The 16,283-nt window shown below is 73.2% G+C and carries 17 protein-coding genes; 7 read left to right on the plus strand and 10 right to left on the minus strand.

Annotated elements, in window-relative coordinates:
- Positions 1 to 1,479: 1,479 nt before the first annotated feature.
- From NOD94_RS28395 to NOD94_RS28405, 4 genes are all read left to right on the plus strand, one after another.
- Complete coding sequence (locus NOD94_RS28395; protein WP_281208981.1) at positions 1,480 to 3,060, plus strand: FAD-dependent monooxygenase; 1,581 nt, start codon at positions 1,480 to 1,482, stop codon at positions 3,058 to 3,060.
- 33 nt (positions 3,061 to 3,093) lie between these two features.
- A complete protein-coding gene (locus tag NOD94_RS41490; RefSeq protein ID WP_311318651.1) occupies positions 3,094 to 3,180 on the plus strand; it encodes a putative leader peptide in 87 nt (28 codons plus the stop codon).
- A 78-nt stretch (positions 3,181 to 3,258) separates the two neighbouring features.
- The gene (locus NOD94_RS28400) at positions 3,259 to 3,828 is read left to right on the plus strand and encodes a cysteine dioxygenase (protein ID WP_281208982.1); all 570 of its coding nucleotides are present in this window, start codon (positions 3,259 to 3,261) and stop codon (positions 3,826 to 3,828) included.
- Entirely contained in the window at positions 3,819 to 4,214 is a 396-nt protein-coding gene (locus tag NOD94_RS28405) for a rhodanese-like domain-containing protein (protein WP_281209002.1), read from the plus strand. The genes NOD94_RS28400 and NOD94_RS28405 overlap by 10 nt, the downstream gene beginning before the upstream one ends.
- 68 nt (positions 4,215 to 4,282) lie before the next feature.
- Here NOD94_RS28405 and NOD94_RS28410 read toward each other — a convergent pair whose 3' ends face one another.
- The 5 genes from NOD94_RS28410 to NOD94_RS28430 all read right to left on the minus strand — a co-directional run bounded on the left by NOD94_RS28410 (position 4,283) and on the right by NOD94_RS28430 (position 9,844).
- Positions 4,283 to 6,838 carry an ABC transporter permease gene (locus NOD94_RS28410; RefSeq protein WP_281208983.1) on the minus strand — a complete coding sequence of 852 codons (2,556 nt, stop codon included), beginning with the start codon at positions 6,836 to 6,838 and terminating at the stop codon, positions 4,283 to 4,285.
- Between the two features lie 174 nt (positions 6,839 to 7,012).
- Positions 7,013 to 7,570, minus strand: a complete 558-nt coding sequence (gene recX / locus NOD94_RS28415) for a recombination regulator RecX (RefSeq protein ID WP_281208984.1) — start codon at positions 7,568 to 7,570, stop codon at positions 7,013 to 7,015.
- Between the two features lie 3 nt (positions 7,571 to 7,573).
- The gene (recA, locus tag NOD94_RS28420) at positions 7,574 to 8,692 is read right to left on the minus strand and encodes a recombinase RecA (protein WP_281208985.1); all 1,119 of its coding nucleotides are present in this window, start codon (positions 8,690 to 8,692) and stop codon (positions 7,574 to 7,576) included.
- A gap of 190 nt (positions 8,693 to 8,882) precedes the next feature.
- Positions 8,883 to 9,008 carry a hypothetical protein gene (locus NOD94_RS28425; RefSeq protein ID WP_281208986.1) on the minus strand — a complete coding sequence of 42 codons (126 nt, stop codon included), beginning with the start codon at positions 9,006 to 9,008 and terminating at the stop codon, positions 8,883 to 8,885.
- A 242-nt stretch (positions 9,009 to 9,250) separates the two neighbouring features.
- Positions 9,251 to 9,844, minus strand: a complete 594-nt coding sequence (locus NOD94_RS28430) for an MBL fold metallo-hydrolase (protein WP_281208987.1) — start codon at positions 9,842 to 9,844, stop codon at positions 9,251 to 9,253.
- A 149-nt stretch (positions 9,845 to 9,993) separates the two neighbouring features.
- On the opposite strand from NOD94_RS28430, the gene NOD94_RS28435 reads away from it, so the two are divergent.
- Together NOD94_RS28435 and NOD94_RS28440 are read left to right on the plus strand one after the other, a co-directional pair.
- Complete coding sequence (locus NOD94_RS28435) at positions 9,994 to 10,902, plus strand: helix-turn-helix domain-containing protein (protein WP_281209003.1); 909 nt, start codon at positions 9,994 to 9,996, stop codon at positions 10,900 to 10,902.
- 74 nt (positions 10,903 to 10,976) lie between these two features.
- The gene (locus NOD94_RS28440) at positions 10,977 to 11,738 is read left to right on the plus strand and encodes a Clp protease N-terminal domain-containing protein (protein WP_281208988.1); all 762 of its coding nucleotides are present in this window, start codon (positions 10,977 to 10,979) and stop codon (positions 11,736 to 11,738) included.
- Here NOD94_RS28440 and NOD94_RS28445 read toward each other — a convergent pair.
- Positions 11,686 to 12,780: an AI-2E family transporter gene (locus tag NOD94_RS28445; protein WP_281209004.1), complete on the minus strand. Its 1,095-nt coding sequence runs from the start codon at positions 12,778 to 12,780 to the stop codon at positions 11,686 to 11,688. The two genes, NOD94_RS28440 and NOD94_RS28445, sit on opposite strands and share 53 nt — an antisense overlap.
- A 228-nt stretch (positions 12,781 to 13,008) precedes the next feature.
- Positions 13,009 to 13,203 (minus strand): DUF3046 domain-containing protein, encoded by a 195-nt coding sequence (locus NOD94_RS28450; RefSeq protein ID WP_281208989.1) that lies wholly within the window; start codon positions 13,201 to 13,203, stop codon positions 13,009 to 13,011.
- 81 nt (positions 13,204 to 13,284) lie between these two features.
- Here NOD94_RS28450 and NOD94_RS28455 point away from each other — a divergent pair, with 81 nt between their 5' ends.
- Positions 13,285 to 14,331 carry a hypothetical protein gene (locus tag NOD94_RS28455; protein ID WP_281208990.1) on the plus strand — a complete coding sequence of 349 codons (1,047 nt, stop codon included), beginning with the start codon at positions 13,285 to 13,287 and terminating at the stop codon, positions 14,329 to 14,331.
- Here the strand turns inward: NOD94_RS28455 and NOD94_RS28460 are convergent.
- The 3 genes from NOD94_RS28460 to NOD94_RS28470 form a co-directional block, all read right to left on the minus strand.
- Positions 14,300 to 14,608, minus strand: a complete 309-nt coding sequence (locus NOD94_RS28460) for an AzlD domain-containing protein (protein ID WP_281208991.1) — start codon at positions 14,606 to 14,608, stop codon at positions 14,300 to 14,302. The genes NOD94_RS28455 and NOD94_RS28460 overlap by 32 nt on opposite strands.
- Positions 14,605 to 15,306: an AzlC family ABC transporter permease gene (locus NOD94_RS28465; RefSeq protein ID WP_281209005.1), complete on the minus strand. Its 702-nt coding sequence runs from the start codon at positions 15,304 to 15,306 to the stop codon at positions 14,605 to 14,607. The genes NOD94_RS28460 and NOD94_RS28465 overlap by 4 nt, the downstream gene beginning before the upstream one ends.
- 104 nt (positions 15,307 to 15,410) lie before the next feature.
- Positions 15,411 to 16,247 carry an AraC family transcriptional regulator gene (locus tag NOD94_RS28470; protein WP_281208992.1) on the minus strand — a complete coding sequence of 279 codons (837 nt, stop codon included), beginning with the start codon at positions 16,245 to 16,247 and terminating at the stop codon, positions 15,411 to 15,413.
- Positions 16,248 to 16,283 lie beyond the last annotated feature (36 nt).

Below are 16,283 nucleotides of genomic sequence, written 5' to 3' on the forward strand. Positions count from 1 at the left end.
CCCCCCCCCCCCCCCCCCCCCCCCCCCCCCCCCCCCCCCCCCCCCCCCCCCCCCCCCCCCCCCCCCCCCCCCCCACAGCCATGTTCTCACCGGCTTCCACTTCACGCAGACGCTGACAGATGCCTACAGTCCAAGCCTCTAGCCCCTGCCAACTTGAGGCACCTCTCCAGCCCTCTCCACTGAGGGCCTCAAGAGAAGCTCGGTTTTCCAGTCAGAACAGTCCGGCCTTGAACCGCTGTAGCAGCGCGATTAATGCTCTACCGCACTATGGAGGCCCGATGCAGACTCGATCCGCACCTACGAGTGCCTCGCCGATGCTCCATTCGGTGGACGTGAGTTGCCCGTCCTACTAGTAGGACCTAGTCCAATACGATCCACCCTTGATACTGGTCATCGGCGGACAGAAAGCCATGGAGATTCCACTGCTGGTCCAAGAGGTCGCGTCCCAGTGGATTTCAGGATCCCCGTTCCATGGCTGGCATATAGCGGATGCCTTCCATCGACCACCGTTACCGCTGGAACAGTTAGCAGCCCTGCCATTGCTGTCGGGAACCGTCCAACTCGTACAACCATCCGGCCAGCCGGTAGGAGCCGCAACGGCCGTTCCCTGGAGCCCGAGGCCCGCCATAGCAGTGGTGGCCAGCAGCGCAACAAGCGTCTTCTTCATTCTCACCGATCCTTGCCCAGTTGATTCGATCACGTCAGGTGTTGTTGCGGGGAGACGAATCAATGCCCGACGATGTGGCTCGATAGGATCCCTGGCAATACGCAACGGAGGTACCCCACTGCTTCCACTGTCCGTAGAACCACTCGACCCGCCCGGATTCTGCATCCGTGCACATCGCGATAGCCCTGTAGGAGCCACCGTGGTGACTACTGCAGCTTGCGACCGCCCCCCAAGTCCCGGGGACCTCAAACTTGCATCCCGAGGGGTGGGCCAGAACACCTGCTGACGCCGTCGTCCCGGACCCAAGCGAGAAGATCCCGGCCAGCAGCAGCCCGGCTGCCGGAACGACAGCAGCTCGAAAGCGTGCACTCTTCAGCAAATTCTTCCCCTACCTCCGAATGGAAGACTCCTTGACAGAGTCAAAGGACATCGGCATCCATTTAGAACCGCGCCCCTCTTTCAACACCGAGGACACCTTCTGCCCCCTGCGCACCGACGACAATTCCATATCGACCGCAACTCCGCAAGCAGATATGAGCCTTCTGAGGTCGATTTGAGCCTCCGAAATGAAACAGTTAATTCCGGCAATTCGTTGGCCAAAATAAACCACCTATCAATATTCGCCATATACCCAATAGCAGCCCCTTCGAATAAGTGAAAAGGGGGGCAATGTACCGCATTTCAACTAAATCACACGACATACGGAACTTCTTATTCCTCTACTGGCCTGCAGGTGGGTGTCACTTGACGCGGGCACCTTCAGTGGGTTGCATACGTTCTGTGATCACATACCGGACATCGGGAGCCGCGCCATGGACCCGGTGATCGTCGTCGGCGCGGGACCCGTCGGGCTGTCCCTGTCCCTCGCCCTGGCCGGCCACGGCGTACCGTCCGTCCTCCTCGACGAGGGGCCCGGCAAGGACGAGCCCCGGCCCGCCCGTTCCGTCGTGCTGCACGCCGACACGGCGGCCATGGCGCACCGCCTGGGCTGTACGACGCTGCGCGACGAGGGCGCGCACTTCGCGGCCTGGCGCACCATGAGGCGCCGCCAGGAAGCCTCGCGGATCACCTTCGAGGAACAGCCCGCGCCCCTGCACCTGCCGCAGCACGCCCTGGCCCGCGGTCTGCGCGACTCGGCCACCACCCACCCGCTGATCCAGCTGGTCACCGACTGCAAGCTGGACACCCTGGAGCAGGACGAGCGCGGCATCACCGCGCACACCCGGGGCTCCGAGACCACCTGGTGGCGCGGCAGCCATCTGGTCGGCTGCGACGGCGCCCGCTCCACCGTGCGCAAGCTCCTCGACATCCGGTTCCCGGGCCGGACGGCCGTCGAGCGGCACGCCGTGGCCGCGCTCCGCGCCGAACTGCCCTGGCCCGGGGAGGCGTTGCTGCACCGCAACCCGTCGGCCGGTCCCGAGGAGGTCACCGCGCGGCCGCTGCCCGACGGGGTCTGGCGCCTCGACTGGTTGCTCCCCGCCCGCGGGGACCTCGTCACCCCGGACGCGCTCGTCACCCTGATCCGGGACACCCTGGCGGGGTGGTGCGGGGGCACGACTCCCCCGTACGACCTGATCGACACCGGGGTGCACACCCTGCACCACCGTCTCGCCCGGCGCTGGCGCGACGGCCGGGCCTTCCTCGCCGGGGACGCCGCCCACCTGCTGGGCGCGCTCGGCACCCAGGGGGTCGAGGAGGGGCTGCGCGACGCCGAGAACCTGGCCTGGAAGCTGGCCCAGGCCTGGCACCAGGGGGCCTCCGAGGCCCTGCTCGACAGCTACGAGGACGAACGGCGCACCGCCGTCGCCGCCCGGCTGCGTGCCGCCGACCAGGCCATGCCCGCCCTGCGCGGCGGGAGCGGCCTGCGCACCCTGCTCCCCGGATCGACACGCTCCGCGCACACCCTGCTGACCGACGGCCACCTCGGCCGGGGCCCGCTGGGCGCGGAGCCCGTGTACGCCCCGCCGGTCGCGGTGCGCGAGGTGCCGACGGCGACGGAGCCGGGCGGTCCGGTGGCGAACGTCCCGGTGACCGCCCCCGACGGGGCGACCGTCCCGCTGCGCGACCTGCTCGGCCGGGGCAGGCTGCTGGTGCTGCTCGTCGCCCCGGGCACCGGCGTGTGGGACCGGCGGCACTGGGTGGGCGCCGGCCTGATGCCCCGGCTGGCCGCCGCGGTGAGCGCGCTGCCGGTGCGCTCCGAGCTGCTGGTCGCGGACTCCTACCCGGGCGCTCCGGCGCACACCGTGCTCCTCGTACGGCCCGACGGGCACCTGGCGGCGACCTTCGCCGGGGTCCGGCCGGCGGAACTGTACGAGGCGGCGGACGCCGTGCGCGGTGGTGCGCCGGAGCCCGCGGCAGCCGCCTCCACCACGCCTACAGCCGTGATCGATTGACCGTTCTCGGCAGCTCGTGGTTCACTCGCGGACATGACCGGCAACGACGTACGCCTGTGGCGGAGGGTTCACATGGACCTGCTCCGCTACGCGGGCTGCGTGTGTCGCCCTTCCTGCTGATTCGCATTCCCTCCGCGCGCCCCGTGCCCTTCCGGGCCCGCGCGCACCTTCGCGAACTCCCAGGACGGTCATCACCCCATGTCTGCGCCGACGCACGCGCCCGCCCCCGGCCACACCCCCTCACACCTCCCCTCGCCCTCCGCCGCGCCCTCATCCGGCCCGACGGCTGCCGAGCTCCTCGACTTCGCCCTGCGCACCGCCGCCGATCCGGCGGTCGTCGATTCGCTGCCCCTGGACCCCGAGGGCCGCACCTGGATCCGGTTGGAGGGGCCGGGCGGCAGTGAGGCCTGGCTGATCGGCTGGCCGCCGGGCACCGGCACCGGCTGGCACGACCACGCCGAGTCGCGGGGCGCGTTCGCCACCGCCCGGGGTCGGCTCACCGAACACTCCCTGTCCGTGCGCCTGCCCTCCGAGGGCTGGCAGAGCCTGGTGCTCGCCGACGGGGTGGACCGCACCCGCACGCTGGCCGGCGGCGCCGGACGCGGCTTCGGCGAGCACCACGTGCACGAGGTGCTGAACGAGTCGGGCACCGAGCACGCCGTCTCCGTCCACGCGTACTACCCGCCGCTGCCGCTGATCCGCCGGTACAGCCGCAGCGGGCCGGTCCTGACCCTGGAGCAGGTCGAGCGCCCGGCGGACTGGCAGTGAGCGCGCCCATCGGCATCGACGAGCTCCTGGAGCGGGTCCGCGAGGGCTACACCCGCGTCGACGCGCCGGCCGCCCACGAGGCCTCCCTGGCCGGGGCCCTGCTGGTGGACATCCGCTACCAGGCCCTGCGCGACCGGGACGGCCTGATTCCGGGGGCCGTGGTCATCGAGCGCAACGAGTTGGAGTGGCGCCTCGACCCCCGGGGCTCGCACCGCATTGCGCAGGCCACGGACCACGACCTCGAAGTGATCGTGATCTGCAACGAGGGCTACGCCTCCACCCTCGCCGCGGCCTCCCTCCACGCCCTGGGCCTGCACCGGGCGACCGACCTGACGGGCGGCTTCCAGGCCTGGAAGTCGGCCGGCCTACCCGTCTCCGGCCCCTGACGGCAGCGTGCCGCCGGCCCGTGCCCCCGAGGAACCGGGGCACGGGCCGACCTCACCCCTCATATCCCTCACGCCTTGGACGTCGCCACGTCCACCGGAGCCACCCGCAGGGCGACCCGTCCGGGCACCGCGGTGGCCACCAGCGCGAGCAGCCCGGCCGCCCCGACGACCAGCGCGTAGAGCGGCGCCGGCACGGCCGGTGCGACCGACCCGGTCATGCCCGCGCTGAACGCGGTGAGGACGGACAGCGCGATCCCGGAACCGAGCACCACACCGGTCAGCACCACGGCCAGGGTCTCCGTACGGATCATCCGCAGCACTTGGCGGCGCTTGGCGCCGGCCAGCCGCAGCATCGCGAACTCCCGGAACCGTTCGGCGGTGGACATCGCCAGGGTGTTGACCACCGAGACGGCGGTGAAGGCCAGTACGAGGCCCATGGCGAGGAGGTTGATCTCGGCCCCGGCCTCCTGCCGCTCGGCCCGCGCCGCGTCGGCGTCCGCGGCGGACAGCACCGCCACTTCCGGGTTCTCCTTCAACGCGGCGGTCAGCCGGTCCCGCCCGGTTCCCGGCTCGATCGCCACCAGCACGGCGGAGGCGAGGGGGTTGTCCATGTGCGCGGCCAGCAGGCCGTGCGGGAGCGTCAGGTCCCCGAACCCGAGCCCTCGCGCGTACACGGCGCGCACCGTGAGGGTCGCGGGCGTTCCGTCCCCGAGGGTCAGTCGCAGCGGGCTGCCCGGCTTCAGACCCAGTTGGTCGGCGGCCAGTTCACTCACGGCCGCGCCGTCCTCGCCGAATCCGTCCAGGCTCCCGCTCGTGACGGCCGGGTCCCAGGTCCGGGTCAGCCCGGCGGGGGTCACGCCCTGCGCCCCGTACTTGGCCAGGCCGACGCGCACCGACGTGCGCACGACCTCGGTGGCCGCCGTGACCCCAGGCGTGCGGCGGATCCGCTCGGCAGCGGCCGGGTCCACGCCGGGTCCCCGCGCGGCGAGCACCCACGGGGCCCGGGTGCCCTCCCGCGCCTGGGCGCGGGCCGCGTCGCCGAGGGTGGGGGTGACGAAGAGCACGGTGCAGGTCATTCCGACGAGCAGCGCGAGCGGGGTCACGGCTGCGGCCATGCGGGTGGCGTTCCCGCGCAGGTTCGCGGTGGCCAGGTGGCCGCCGGCGCCGGTCAGCCCCAGCGGTCCGGCGAGCAGCAGCGCGGTCGCCCGCACCAGCCAGGGTCCGAGCAGCGAGACCGATCCGGCCAACACGACCACGGCGAGGAAGGTCACCGGCGTGGACGCCGGCTCCGTGCGCAGCGATCCGAGTACGACGACCAGGACCGCCCCGCCGGCGAGCAGCAGCAGCCCCGCCGAGGTGCGGATCAAGGCGGGACGTCCCCGTTCGACGGCGGCTTCGGCCAGTGCCTCGGCCGGCCGGATCCGGGCGATGCGCCGGCCGGTGATCCGGGCGGCGGCCCAGGCGCCGAGCAGGCTCGCCCCGACGGCGGCGCACATCGGGAAGATCCCGGCGGTGCGTTCCAGGGCCTCCGGGACGACCCCGGTGGCGACGAAGCGGCCGTACAGCCAGGCGGCGAGGGGCAGCCCCGCCAGTGCGCCGAGCGCCCCGGCGGCCAGGCCGATGATCAGCGCCTCACGTCCGATCATGCTCCGCAGTTGACGCGGGGTCGCGGCGATGGCCCGCAGCAGGGCGAGTTCGCGGTGGCGCTGCTGGACGGAGAGGGCGAACGTGCCGACGACCACGAGGACGGCGACGAGCAGGGAGGTGCCGCCCATGGCGCCGCCCATGGAGACCAGCTTGATCCGGGCGCCGGCGGCGTCCGGGAACTCGACCGGCCCTCGGGCGTCCCCGACGGCGACCTGCGCGGTGGCGGTCGCCGGGGTGGCCTTCAAGGCCCGCGCGATCCTGCCGGCGAGCTCCGTGGGGCTCACTCCGGGCGCGGGCAGCACGCCGACGGCGGCGACCCGCCCGGCCCGGTCGGCGAGCCGCTCGGCCTCGGCGTCGCCGAAGAACAGGGCGCCCTGCCGGGTGAGGCCGCCGCGGGCCGGCTGCGCCACCCCGCTGATCGTGTAGGTCTTCGGCCCGCCGGTGGCCTGCACGGTGAGTCGGGCTCCGGTCTTGAGCCCGGCCCGGGCGGCCAGGGCCCCGTCGACGACGACCTCGTCACCGCCCTGCGGGGCGCGGCCCTCGGTGAGCGCGAAGGGGGTGAGTGCGGCGGAGGTCCAGGCGTGGCCGTACGAGGGCGTGCCGCCGGACGCGGCCGGGCCGACGGGCACGGCCTGGAAGGTGAGCTCGGGTACGGCCCGAAGGGCTCCGGGGACGGCACGGACCGTGTCGACGGCTCCGGCCGGGAGCCAGGCCCGCTCGGCGACGGGCTTGGCCTTGTGCTTCGTCCTGGTCTTGCCCTTCTTCTCCGTGACCGTGGTCCGGTGGACGTTCTGGTCGGCGGAGACGACCACCGGTGCGGCCGCGTACCGCTCGGTGGCGATCCGGCCGCGGAGTCCGGTCTCCAGCAGCGTGCCGCAGGCGGTGATCAGTGCCGCGGCGCACACGAGGGCGACGAAGGCACCGAGGAAGCCGGCGGTGCGGTCCCGGACGGTCTGGAGGGCGTAACGCAGCATCATGCGGGCAACTCTGCCGCCGGGCCCGGTTCTTGACATTGGCGCGTTCCGGCGTCCCCACCCGGGGGCTACCCCCACCCCGGCCCGCCGGCCCCCGCACCTCAACGCCCCGGGCCACCGGCCGTCGCGCTCAGCCCGTCGAGTGCTCCTGCTCGACAGCGTCCATCCCGACAGCGTCTATACGGCGTTCTCGGCGTCGTCGGCCTCGTCGCCCTCCGCCTCCAGCGCCCTGCGGACGACCCGCAGGGCCATGCCCTCCGGGTACCCCTTGCGGGCGAGCATGCCCGCGAGGCGCCGGATCCGCTTGTCCCGGTCCAGGCCGCGGGTAGCGCGGAGCTTGCGCTCCACGAGTTCCCGGGCCGTCCGTTCCTCCTGCTCGGAATCCAGCTGTTCCAGGGCCTCCTGCACGAGGGTGGTGTGCACCCCCTTGGTCCGCAGTTCCTGGGCGAGGGCCCGACGGGCCAGGCCCCGGCCGCGGTGACGGGACTCGACCCAGGCCCCGGCGAAGGCGGCGTCGTCGATCAGGCCGACCTCCTCGTACCGGGAGAGGACCTCCTGCGACACCTCCTCGGGGATGCCCCGCTTCTCCAGGGCGTCCGCGAGTTGCCGCCGGGTACGCGGCATCCCGGTGAGCAGGCGCAGACAGATCGCCCGCGCCTGCTCCTCGGGACTCTGGGGCGGCAGTTCCTGCCAGCCTTCACGGCCGCCTCCGCCGCCCCTTTCCTGCTCCCGCACGGGTCAGCTCTTGGCGACGGCGGCCTTGGCCGTCGTCTTGGCCTTCGACGCCGGGGCGGGCACGGCCGCTGCGGCATCCGCCGGTGCGGCGCCCGCCTCGTCGGCGGCGGCGGCTGCGTCGACCTTGCGCACGCCCACGCCCAGCTTCTCCTTGATCTTCCGCTCGATCTCGTTGGCGAGGTCGGGGTTGTCCTTCAGGAAGTTGCGGGCGTTCTCCTTGCCCTGGCCGAGCTGGTCGCCCTCGTACGTGTACCAGGCGCCGGCCTTGCGCACGAAGCCGTGCTCCACGCCCATGTCGATCAGGCCGCCCTCGCGGCTGATGCCCTGGCCGTAGAGGATGTCGAACTCGGCCTGCTTGAACGGCGGCGCGACCTTGTTCTTGACGACCTTGACGCGCGTACGGTTGCCGACCGCGTCGGTGCCGTCCTTGAGGGTCTCGATGCGGCGGATGTCCAGACGCACGGAGGCGTAGAACTTCAGCGCGCGGCCACCGGTGGTGGTCTCCGGCGAGCCGAACATCACACCGATCTTCTCGCGGAGCTGGTTGATGAAGATCGCGGTGGTCTTGGACTGGTTGAGCGCACCCGTGATCTTTCGCAGGGCCTGGCTCATCAGGCGGGCCTGGAGACCCACGTGCGAGTCGCCCATCTCGCCCTCGATCTCCGCACGGGGCACGAGCGCCGCCACGGAGTCGATGACGATGAGGTCGAGGGCGCCGGAGCGGACCAGCATGTCCACGATCTCGAGCGCCTGCTCGCCGGTGTCCGGCTGGGAGAGGATGAGGTTGTCGGTGTCGACACCCAGGGCCTTCGCGTACTCGGGGTCGAGCGCGTGCTCGGCGTCCACGAAGGCGACGGTGCCGCCGGCCTTCTGGGCGTTGGCCACGGCGTGCAGGGTCAGCGTGGTCTTACCGGAGGACTCCGGCCCGTACACCTCGATCACGCGGCCGCGGGGCAGCCCGCCGACGCCGAGGGCGATGTCCAGCGCGGTCGACCCGGTGGGGATGACCTCGATGGGGTCGTTCGGCTTGTCGCCGAGGCGCATGACCGCACCCTTGCCGAATTGCCGTTCAATCTGTGCGAGAGCGGCGTCGAGAGCCTTCTCGCGGTCGGTGCCTGCCATGGGTTCCACCCGATTTGCTTGAGTCGATCGCTTCACGCCATTGACGCTAACGCCTGCCACTGACAATGCGCTCCCACACCGGGTTCGGCTGTGGATAACTCATCAGAATGGATGTTCGATTTCCCTGTCAAGCGCGCCACACCTGCCCCGCCCGCCCCGGCGCTCCGGGGCCGGTGTCATCGGGCTCCGATCACGCCGAGGCCTCGGGAGCCGTCCGCTTCCGGCGTCGTAGCGCGTAGGAAACCGCGACGACGGCGACCAGCGGCCCCCACGGCAGCATCGGCGCGTAGCAGGCGTTCATGATCAATGCGGCCACGCCCCGCGGACCCTCGGGGCCGCCCGCCTCGGCCGGCCATCCGCCCAGGAACGCATGACAACCCCCTGGGCGGCGAGACGCGTCGCGTCCATGCTTCGCCCCGGACTCCGCGTCGCACATCCCCCGCCGGATGCCCGGCCATCACCCGGGCGGGGGAACCGCCCCACCCCTTCGGGGCGATGCCCCGGGGATCGGGGGCCGGCCGGCCCCGGCCGACCCCGGCCGACCCCGGCCCGCGGGTCCTACAGCGGAGCCGTGTGGTCCGCCGGGAAGGCGCCGCCGTGGCCGGGGACGATCAGGTCCGCCGCGGTCAGGACGCGGAGCCGGGAGGCGCGCAGGAGCCCGTGGTCCGGTGCCACCGGGTCCTCGACGGGCCCGTTGGGGCGCCACCACAGGTCGCCCACGAAGGCGACGACGCCCTCGCCCGTGCCCGCCAGCAGCGTGATGTCCTCGCGGCTGTGGCCCGGGGTGCGTATCAGGCGCAGGGAGGGGGTGAGTTCGTGGCCCTCGGCGTCCCGGTCGGTCCACTGGTCGTGCCGGTATTCGGCCTTGTGGTCGTGGACGCGGGCCTCGCCGAAGAGGCCGACGTTCATGGTGTTGTCCGGGTGGTGGTGGCTGAGCACCACGTCGGTGATGTCGTCGGGGCCGAGCCCCAGTTCGGCGAGCGGGCCGAGGATGCGGTCGCGGCCGGCCACCATGCCCGGGTCGACGATCACGTGGCGGTCCCCGTCGTGGACGTAGGAGACGGTGGCGGCGACGCCGGGCCCCGTCGAGAGGGTGTATCCGGTGGTCAGGATCGTGTACGTGGCGCTGCGGGCCAGCGGTGCGTCTGTCATGTGCACCATGCTCCCGGGCGGGCCGGGCGCCCACGAGTGGCAGCGTTGCCAGTGATCGCGGGAATCGTGCCAACCCCCCTCCCGGCTGCGATACTTCCGGCGTGCCGCCCTTCGAGACCGTCGCCGCGTACGTACCCCCCGGGGCCGGCATGCTCGCCGTCGGCATCGTCACCGAGGTGTTCGGCCCGCACGGGCAGGGGCTGCCCGGCTTCGACTTCGCCCTGTGCGCCGACCGCCCCGGCCCGGTACCCACCGACCTGGGCGTGCCGTTGACGGTGACGCACGGCCTGGACCGGTTGGCCGCCGCCGATCTGGTGATCGCCCTGCCGGGGGCGGGTTTCCGTACGCCGCCGGGCCCCGCCGTGCTCGACGCGCTGTCCGCGGCGCACGGGCGGGGCGCGCTGGTCGCGGCCCACTGCGTCGGGACGTTCGCGCTCGCCGCCGCCGGACTGCTCGACGGCCTGCGGGCCACCACGCACTGGCGGTTCGCCGCGCTGCTGGCGGACCGTCACCCGGAGGTGTCCGTCGAGCCCGACGCCCTGTACGTCGACGAGGGCCGGATCGTCACGGGCGCCGGCGCCGCGGCCGGTTTCGACCTGTGCCTGCACCTGCTGCGGCGGGAGCACGGCGCCGCGACGGCGAACGCCGTGGCACGGGACATGGTGCTGCCCTCGCACCGCGACGGCGGGCAGGCCCAGTACCTGGCGGCGCCCGCCCCGGAGGACTGCCACGACGAGCGGCTCGCCGAGGTCCTGGCCTGGGTCCGGGAGAACCTGCACGAGCCGCTGCCCGTCGCGGAGTTGGCCCGGCGGGCCATGATGAGCAAGCGGTCCTTCGCCCGCCGTTTCGCCGCGGCGACGGGCACGACACCGCACGCCTGGCTACGGGGCCTGCGGCTGAGCGGCGCCGAGGAGTTGCTGGAGACCACGGACCTGCCCGTCGAGGAGATCGCCCGTCGGGTGGGGTACGGCAGCGCGGCCGTGCTGCGCGAGCAGTTCGTGCGCCGCCGGGGCGTGCCGCCCCGTTCCTACCGCCGCTCGTTCTCCAGGACCCCGTAGGCCCTCCATCCACCCCACCGGCCAGTGACAACCGAAGGTTGACACCTCTTGGGTGTCAACCTAGGGTTGCGCTTATGACGAACCCTTCCGCGGAACCCGTTCGCATGGCCAACCCGGTACGCCTCGACGACCTCATCGAGGCCATCAAGAAGGTCCACACCGACACCCTGGAGCAGCTCAGCGGCGCCGTCGTCGCCGCCGAGTCCCTCGGCGACGTGGCCGACCACCTCATCGGCCACTTCGTCGACCAGGCCCGCCGCTCCGGCGCCTCCTGGACCGACATCGGCCGCAGCATGGGCGTCACCCGCCAGGCCGCCCAGAAGCGCTTCGTCCCCAAGGCCGACAAGGAGGGCGAGCCCGGCATCGACCCCAACGAGGGCTTCGGCCGCTTCACCCCCCGCGCCCGCAACGTCGTCGTGACCGCGCAGAACGAGGCCCGCGCCGCCGGCAACACCGAGATCCGCACCGAGCACCTGCTCCTCGGCCTGCTGTCCGAGCCCGACGGCCTCGCGGTGCACTCCCTGACCGCCCAGGGGGTCACGGCCGACGCCGTGCGCACGGCGGCCACCGCCGGCCTGCCCGCCGCCGCGGAGTCCGTCCCGGACCTGGTGCCCTTCGACGCCTCCGCGAAGAAGGCCCTGGAGCTGACCTTCCGCGAGGCCCTGCGCCTCGGGCACAACTACGTGGGCACCGAGCACGTCCTGCTCGCGCTCCTGGAACTGGAGCACGGCACGGGCCCGCTCAGCGGTCTCGGCGTCGGCAAGGACGCCGTCGAGACCTGGGTCACCGACGCCCTGGCAGCCGTACTCGCCGCCCCGGAAGAGAACGGGCGGTAGAGACGTCCGCGTGTTCCGTCAGCGCGTACCTCTTCACGTACGCGCCGAGGAACGCCTGCGACGTGGCGACGGCCGGGATCGCGATGAGCGCCCCGACCGCGCCCAGCAGGGCGGTGCCCGCGATGACCGAGCCGAAGGCCACCGCCGGGTGGATGTCGACGGTCTTCGAGGTCAACTTGGGCTGCAGCACGTAGTTCTCGAACTGCTGGTAGACCACCACGAACCCGAGCACGTACAGCGCGTACCAAGGGTTGACGGTGAAGGCGATCAGCATCGGCAGCGCGCCCGCCAGGTAGGTGCCGATGGTGGGGATGAACTGGGACACCAGCCCCACCCACACCGCGAGCGCGGGCGCGTACGGCACGTCGAGGAACGCGAACAGGACGTAGTGCGCGACGCCCGAGATCAGTGCCATCAGCCCGCGCGAGTAGAGGTAGCCGCCCGTCTTGGCGACGGCGATCTCCCAGGCGCGCAGCACCTCCGCCTGCTTGGCCGGCGGCAGTACGGAGCACAGCGCGCGCCGCAGCCTCGGCCCGTCGGCGGCGAAGTAGAACGAGAACAGGCCGACCGTCAGCAGCCTGAAGAGTCCGCCGAGCACGGTGGTGGAGACGTCCAACACGCCCGTCGCGCTGTTCTGCACGTACTTCTGGAGCCAGTCGGAGTGCAGCAGGCTGTCCTGGATCTCCAGCCGGGACAGCTCGGTGTGGAAGGTGTCGTTGATGGATTTGATCACCGAGTCGAGGTAGCGCGGGAAGCCCTCCACCATGTCGACGATCTGCCCCGCGAGCATCGAGCCGAGCAGGGCGAGGAAGCCCGCCGCGAAGACGAACACCCCGAGGAACACCAGGAAGGTGGCGAACCCGCGGCGCATGCCGCGCGCCGCCATCCTGGCCACGGCCGGTTCGATCGCCAGCGCGAGGAAGAACGCGATCAGGACGTTGATCAGCAGGCCGATCAGCTGGTGGAAGGCCCAGCTGCCGAGTTGGAAACAGGCGAAGAGCGCCAGTACGAGGATCACCGCGCGCGGCAGCCAGCGCGGCATCCGCGCGTCCGCCCCGGCCGGGGCGGCGTCGACGGGCGGGTCGCCCGGCCGTGCCGGGTCGCCCGGCCATGGCCCCGCACCGGGCGGACCGGCGGCCGTCACACCCGTCGGGGGCGCCGTGCCGGGGGCGTCCGCGGGCGGGTCGGTCGTCTCATCAGTCGCTGCCACGCGGCCAAGTCTCGCCCACCGGCGACCCGTACCGCGAAGCAGCGTCCGGGGCCCGCGGCCTCAGCGCAGCGAGGCGGGCACGTTCATCGCCGAACACACCGCGCGCCAGACGTCCTTGGCCTCCCAGCCCGCGTCCAGGGCCTGGTGGACCGTGCGCCCGCCCAGCTCCGTCATGACGTGGTCCCGGGCGAAGGAGTCGGCGTAGCCGGCGCCGAAGTGCTCGGCCATCCGCTCCCAGAAAATCGTCAACCGCATGCCTCCAGTATCCCGCCCCGGAGAGTGCACCCGCTCCGTTCGTGCCCTGCGGCCCGGTCCCCGCGCCCTACGGTGTCACGCATGCCTGGAGACGAAGCTTCCACGCCGGCCCCATCGGGCCCACCGGCCCCACAGGTCGCACGAGCCCCGCAGGGCCCGCCCACGGCTCATGCCCCACAGGCCGCACAGGCCCTGCCGGCCCCCCTGGTCCGTGCCGAGCAGTTCATCTGGCTCACGGCCCGCGTCCTGGAGCAGCGCCGGTTCGCGTTCCACTTCCTCGACGGGGAGGCCGACCCGGTGGACGCCGCCCTCGGCGCGTACCTCGGCGGCGACGGCGGCTACGGGCACGCCCTCGACCCCGATCTGCGCGGCCCGCTGAGCCAGCCGCTGCACACCGCGCACGCCCTGCGCGTCCTCGACAGCCTCGGCCGCTGCGCCGGGCAGCGCATCGAGCGGCTCTGCCGCCACCTGACCGGGGTGTCCACCCCGGACGGGGCGCTCCCGCTGGTCTTCCCGCCACCGCGCCACTACCCGTCCGCGCCGTACCACCCCGTCCGCGACGACCCGCCGGGCGAGCTGCTGACCACGGGGCCGGTCGTCGGGCTGCTGCACCGCAACCGGATCTGGCACGCGTGGCTGTTCCGGGCGACGGACTTCTGCTGGGAGCGGGTGGAGAACCTGCGCCGGCCGCATCCGTACGAGGTCCGCAGCGCGGTGGCCTTCCTCGACGGCGCCCCCGACCGGGCCCGCGCGGCGGCGGCCGCGGACCGGCTCGGCCGGCTCGTGCGCGAGCAGCGGCTGGTGGTGCTCGACCCGGCCCGGCGCGCGGAGTACCCGCTCCCGCCGGGGTACGCGCCGGACGAGCGGCTCTTCGCGTACGACTACGCGCAGCGCCCGGAGTCGCTGGCCCGGAGCTGGTTCACGGACGAGGAGATGGGGCGCTCGCTGGACTTCCTGGCGGCGGAGCAGCAGCCGGACGGCGGCTGGCCCGTGCTGCGTCCCGAGTGGGCGCCCGGCAGCTCGCTGGAGCGGCGGCCGATCGCCACCCTGGAGGCCCTGCTGACGCTGCGGGCGTACGGACGGCCGCTGACGGGGGTCAGCCGGCCAGGGCCCGCACACCCGCGGTGACCACGACCGCCGCGCCGACGACGACGAGGAAGGGGGCCCGCAGCAGCAGGGCGGCTCCGGCGGCGGCGAGCCCGGCGGCCCGGGCGTCGAGGACGAGTTCGTGGCCGGTGCTGAAGGTCTGCTGGGCGGTGAGCGCGGCGAGCAGCGCGACCGGCAGGAGCGCGGCGAGCCGTTGGACCAGGGGCCGTTCCAGTGCCCCGGCGGGGACGAGCAGCCCGACGAGCTTGAGGGCGTAGCACCCGACGACGGTGATCCCGATGGCGATCCAGACGTTCACGAGCGGCGTCCCTTCAACCACAGAACGGCGGGGGCGGCCAGCGCGGCGATCAGCACGGGCACCCCGGCGGGCAGGAACGGCAGGAAGCCCAGTCCGAGGACGACGGCGAGCGCGGCGACGGCCCGCTCGGTGGCCGTCCTGAGCATCGGCGCGAGGAGGGCGAGGAACACGGCGGGCCCGGCGGCGTCCAGCCCCCACGCGGCGGTGTCCCCGATGGCCTCGGCGCCCAGCGCCCCGAGCAGGGTGGTGAGGTTCCACAGGACGTACAGGGTGAGGCCGGTGACGGTGAACCCGAGCCGGGCCGACTTGCGGTCGGGCTGGGCGAGCGCCACGGCGGTGGTCTCGTCGATCACCCAGTGCGCGGCGAGGGGGCGCAGGAAGCGGGGCAGCGCGAGGAGCTGCGACAGCCGCAGCCCGTAGAAGGCGTTCCGGGTCCCGAGGAAGAAGGCCCCGGCGGCCGCGGTGAACGGGTTGCCACCCCCGGCCAGGGCTCCGACCAGCGCGAACTGCGAGGCGCCGGTGAAGACGAGCAGGCTCAGCACGCAGGCCTGGAGCACGCTGATCCCGGCTCCGGCGGCGGTCACGCCGAACGCGAACCCGGACAGCCCGACGGCCACCCCCACCCCGAGCGCGTCCCGCACGACCGCGGCGCGGGGCCGCCCGTCGTCGACCCTCTCGGGGGTCTCCCGCATCACCATCCGATGTTCTCCCACGCCCCGAAGGTACGCAGGGCGGGGGCGCCCGGTCTTGTACGTTCTTGCACGTCCGGCCCGGTCCGGGGAAGCCCGTCCGGGGGCGCCGGTCAGCCGGCCGCCCGCTCCCGCCGGTAGGCGCCCGGCGGGACGCCGACGATGCGGGTGAAGTGCCGGTTCAGGTGCGGCTGGTCGGTGAAGCCGACGGCGACGGCCGCCTCCGCCGGCGCCGTCCCCCCGTCCAGCAGCAGGCGCGCCCGCCGGACCCGGGCGTCGGTCAGCCAGGTGTGCGGCGGCATGCCGTAGCGGGCGCGGAAGGCCCGCAGCAGGGCGAAGGGGCTGGTGCCCAGCTCGGCCGCGAGCTGCTCCAGCGAGGGCGGGCCCGCCATCCGCTCCGCCAGGACGGCCCGGGCCCGCTCGGCGTCGGCGGCGCCCGCGCGGCGCGGCGTACGGGCGGGCAGCGGGCCCGCGTGCCGGGAGAGCATCCGGGCCACCACGCCCCGCAGGAGGGTGTCGGCGGCCAGCGCGTTGCCCTCCTCGGCGGCCCGGTGGACCTCGGTGATCGCCCGGGAGCCCGGGAGGTCGGTGACCAGCTCTGCGGTGAAGCCGGGCGTCCCCCGCAGGGTGCCGATCTCGGCGGCGACCTCGGCTATCAGGCCCCGGGACGGGTAGAGGGTGGCGTACGTCCAGCCTTCGGGGACACCGGCCCGGGCGGTGTGCGCGACCTCCGGGTTGATCAGGACGACGCTGCCGGGCCCGGCCCGCACGGTGCCGCCGGGGAGGCCGATCTCCTCGACGCCGCCGGTGACGGCGGCGATCACGTATCCGTCGTGGGCGTGGCGCGGGAAGGTGTGGCGCACGTAGCGGGCGCGCAGGAGGTCCAGGCCGGGCAGTTCCGCGTACTGCCAGTGCCGGGCCCACTCGCCGCGTCCCTCGTCCGTCCCCATCCCCCCATTCTGCGCCCGGTCGGGTGCGGGCGTTCT

Source organism: Streptomyces sp. Isolate_45, assembly GCF_024721315.2.
Taxonomy (GTDB): domain Bacteria; phylum Actinomycetota; class Actinomycetes; order Streptomycetales; family Streptomycetaceae; genus Streptomyces.

Excerpts from the sequence above, each read along its gene's own strand:
- NOD94_RS28395 (WP_281208981.1), top strand. The coding sequence starts at position 1,480 with ATGGACCCGGTGATCGTCGTCGGCGCGGGACCCGTCGGGCTGTCCCTG.
- NOD94_RS28400 (WP_281208982.1), top strand. The coding sequence starts at position 3,259 with ATGTCTGCGCCGACGCACGCGCCCGCCCCCGGCCACACCCCCTCACAC.
- NOD94_RS28465 (WP_281209005.1), bottom strand. The coding sequence starts at position 15,306 with ATGGTGATGCGGGAGACCCCCGAGAGGGTCGACGACGGGCGGCCCCGC.
- NOD94_RS28450 (WP_281208989.1), bottom strand. The coding sequence starts at position 13,203 with ATGCGGTTGACGATTTTCTGGGAGCGGATGGCCGAGCACTTCGGCGCC.
- NOD94_RS28435 (WP_281209003.1), top strand. The coding sequence starts at position 9,994 with ATGCTCGCCGTCGGCATCGTCACCGAGGTGTTCGGCCCGCACGGGCAG.
- recA (WP_281208985.1), bottom strand. The coding sequence starts at position 8,692 with ATGGCAGGCACCGACCGCGAGAAGGCTCTCGACGCCGCTCTCGCACAG.
- NOD94_RS28410 (WP_281208983.1), bottom strand. The coding sequence starts at position 6,838 with ATGATGCTGCGTTACGCCCTCCAGACCGTCCGGGACCGCACCGCCGGC.
- NOD94_RS28470 (WP_281208992.1), bottom strand. The coding sequence starts at position 16,247 with ATGGGGACGGACGAGGGACGCGGCGAGTGGGCCCGGCACTGGCAGTAC.
- NOD94_RS28455 (WP_281208990.1), top strand. The coding sequence starts at position 13,285 with ATGCCTGGAGACGAAGCTTCCACGCCGGCCCCATCGGGCCCACCGGCC.
- NOD94_RS28430 (WP_281208987.1), bottom strand. The coding sequence starts at position 9,844 with ATGACAGACGCACCGCTGGCCCGCAGCGCCACGTACACGATCCTGACC.
- NOD94_RS28440 (WP_281208988.1), top strand. The coding sequence starts at position 10,977 with ATGACGAACCCTTCCGCGGAACCCGTTCGCATGGCCAACCCGGTACGC.
- NOD94_RS41490 (WP_311318651.1), top strand. The coding sequence starts at position 3,094 with ATGACCGGCAACGACGTACGCCTGTGGCGGAGGGTTCACATGGACCTG.
- NOD94_RS28445 (WP_281209004.1), bottom strand. The coding sequence starts at position 12,780 with ATGCCGCGCTGGCTGCCGCGCGCGGTGATCCTCGTACTGGCGCTCTTC.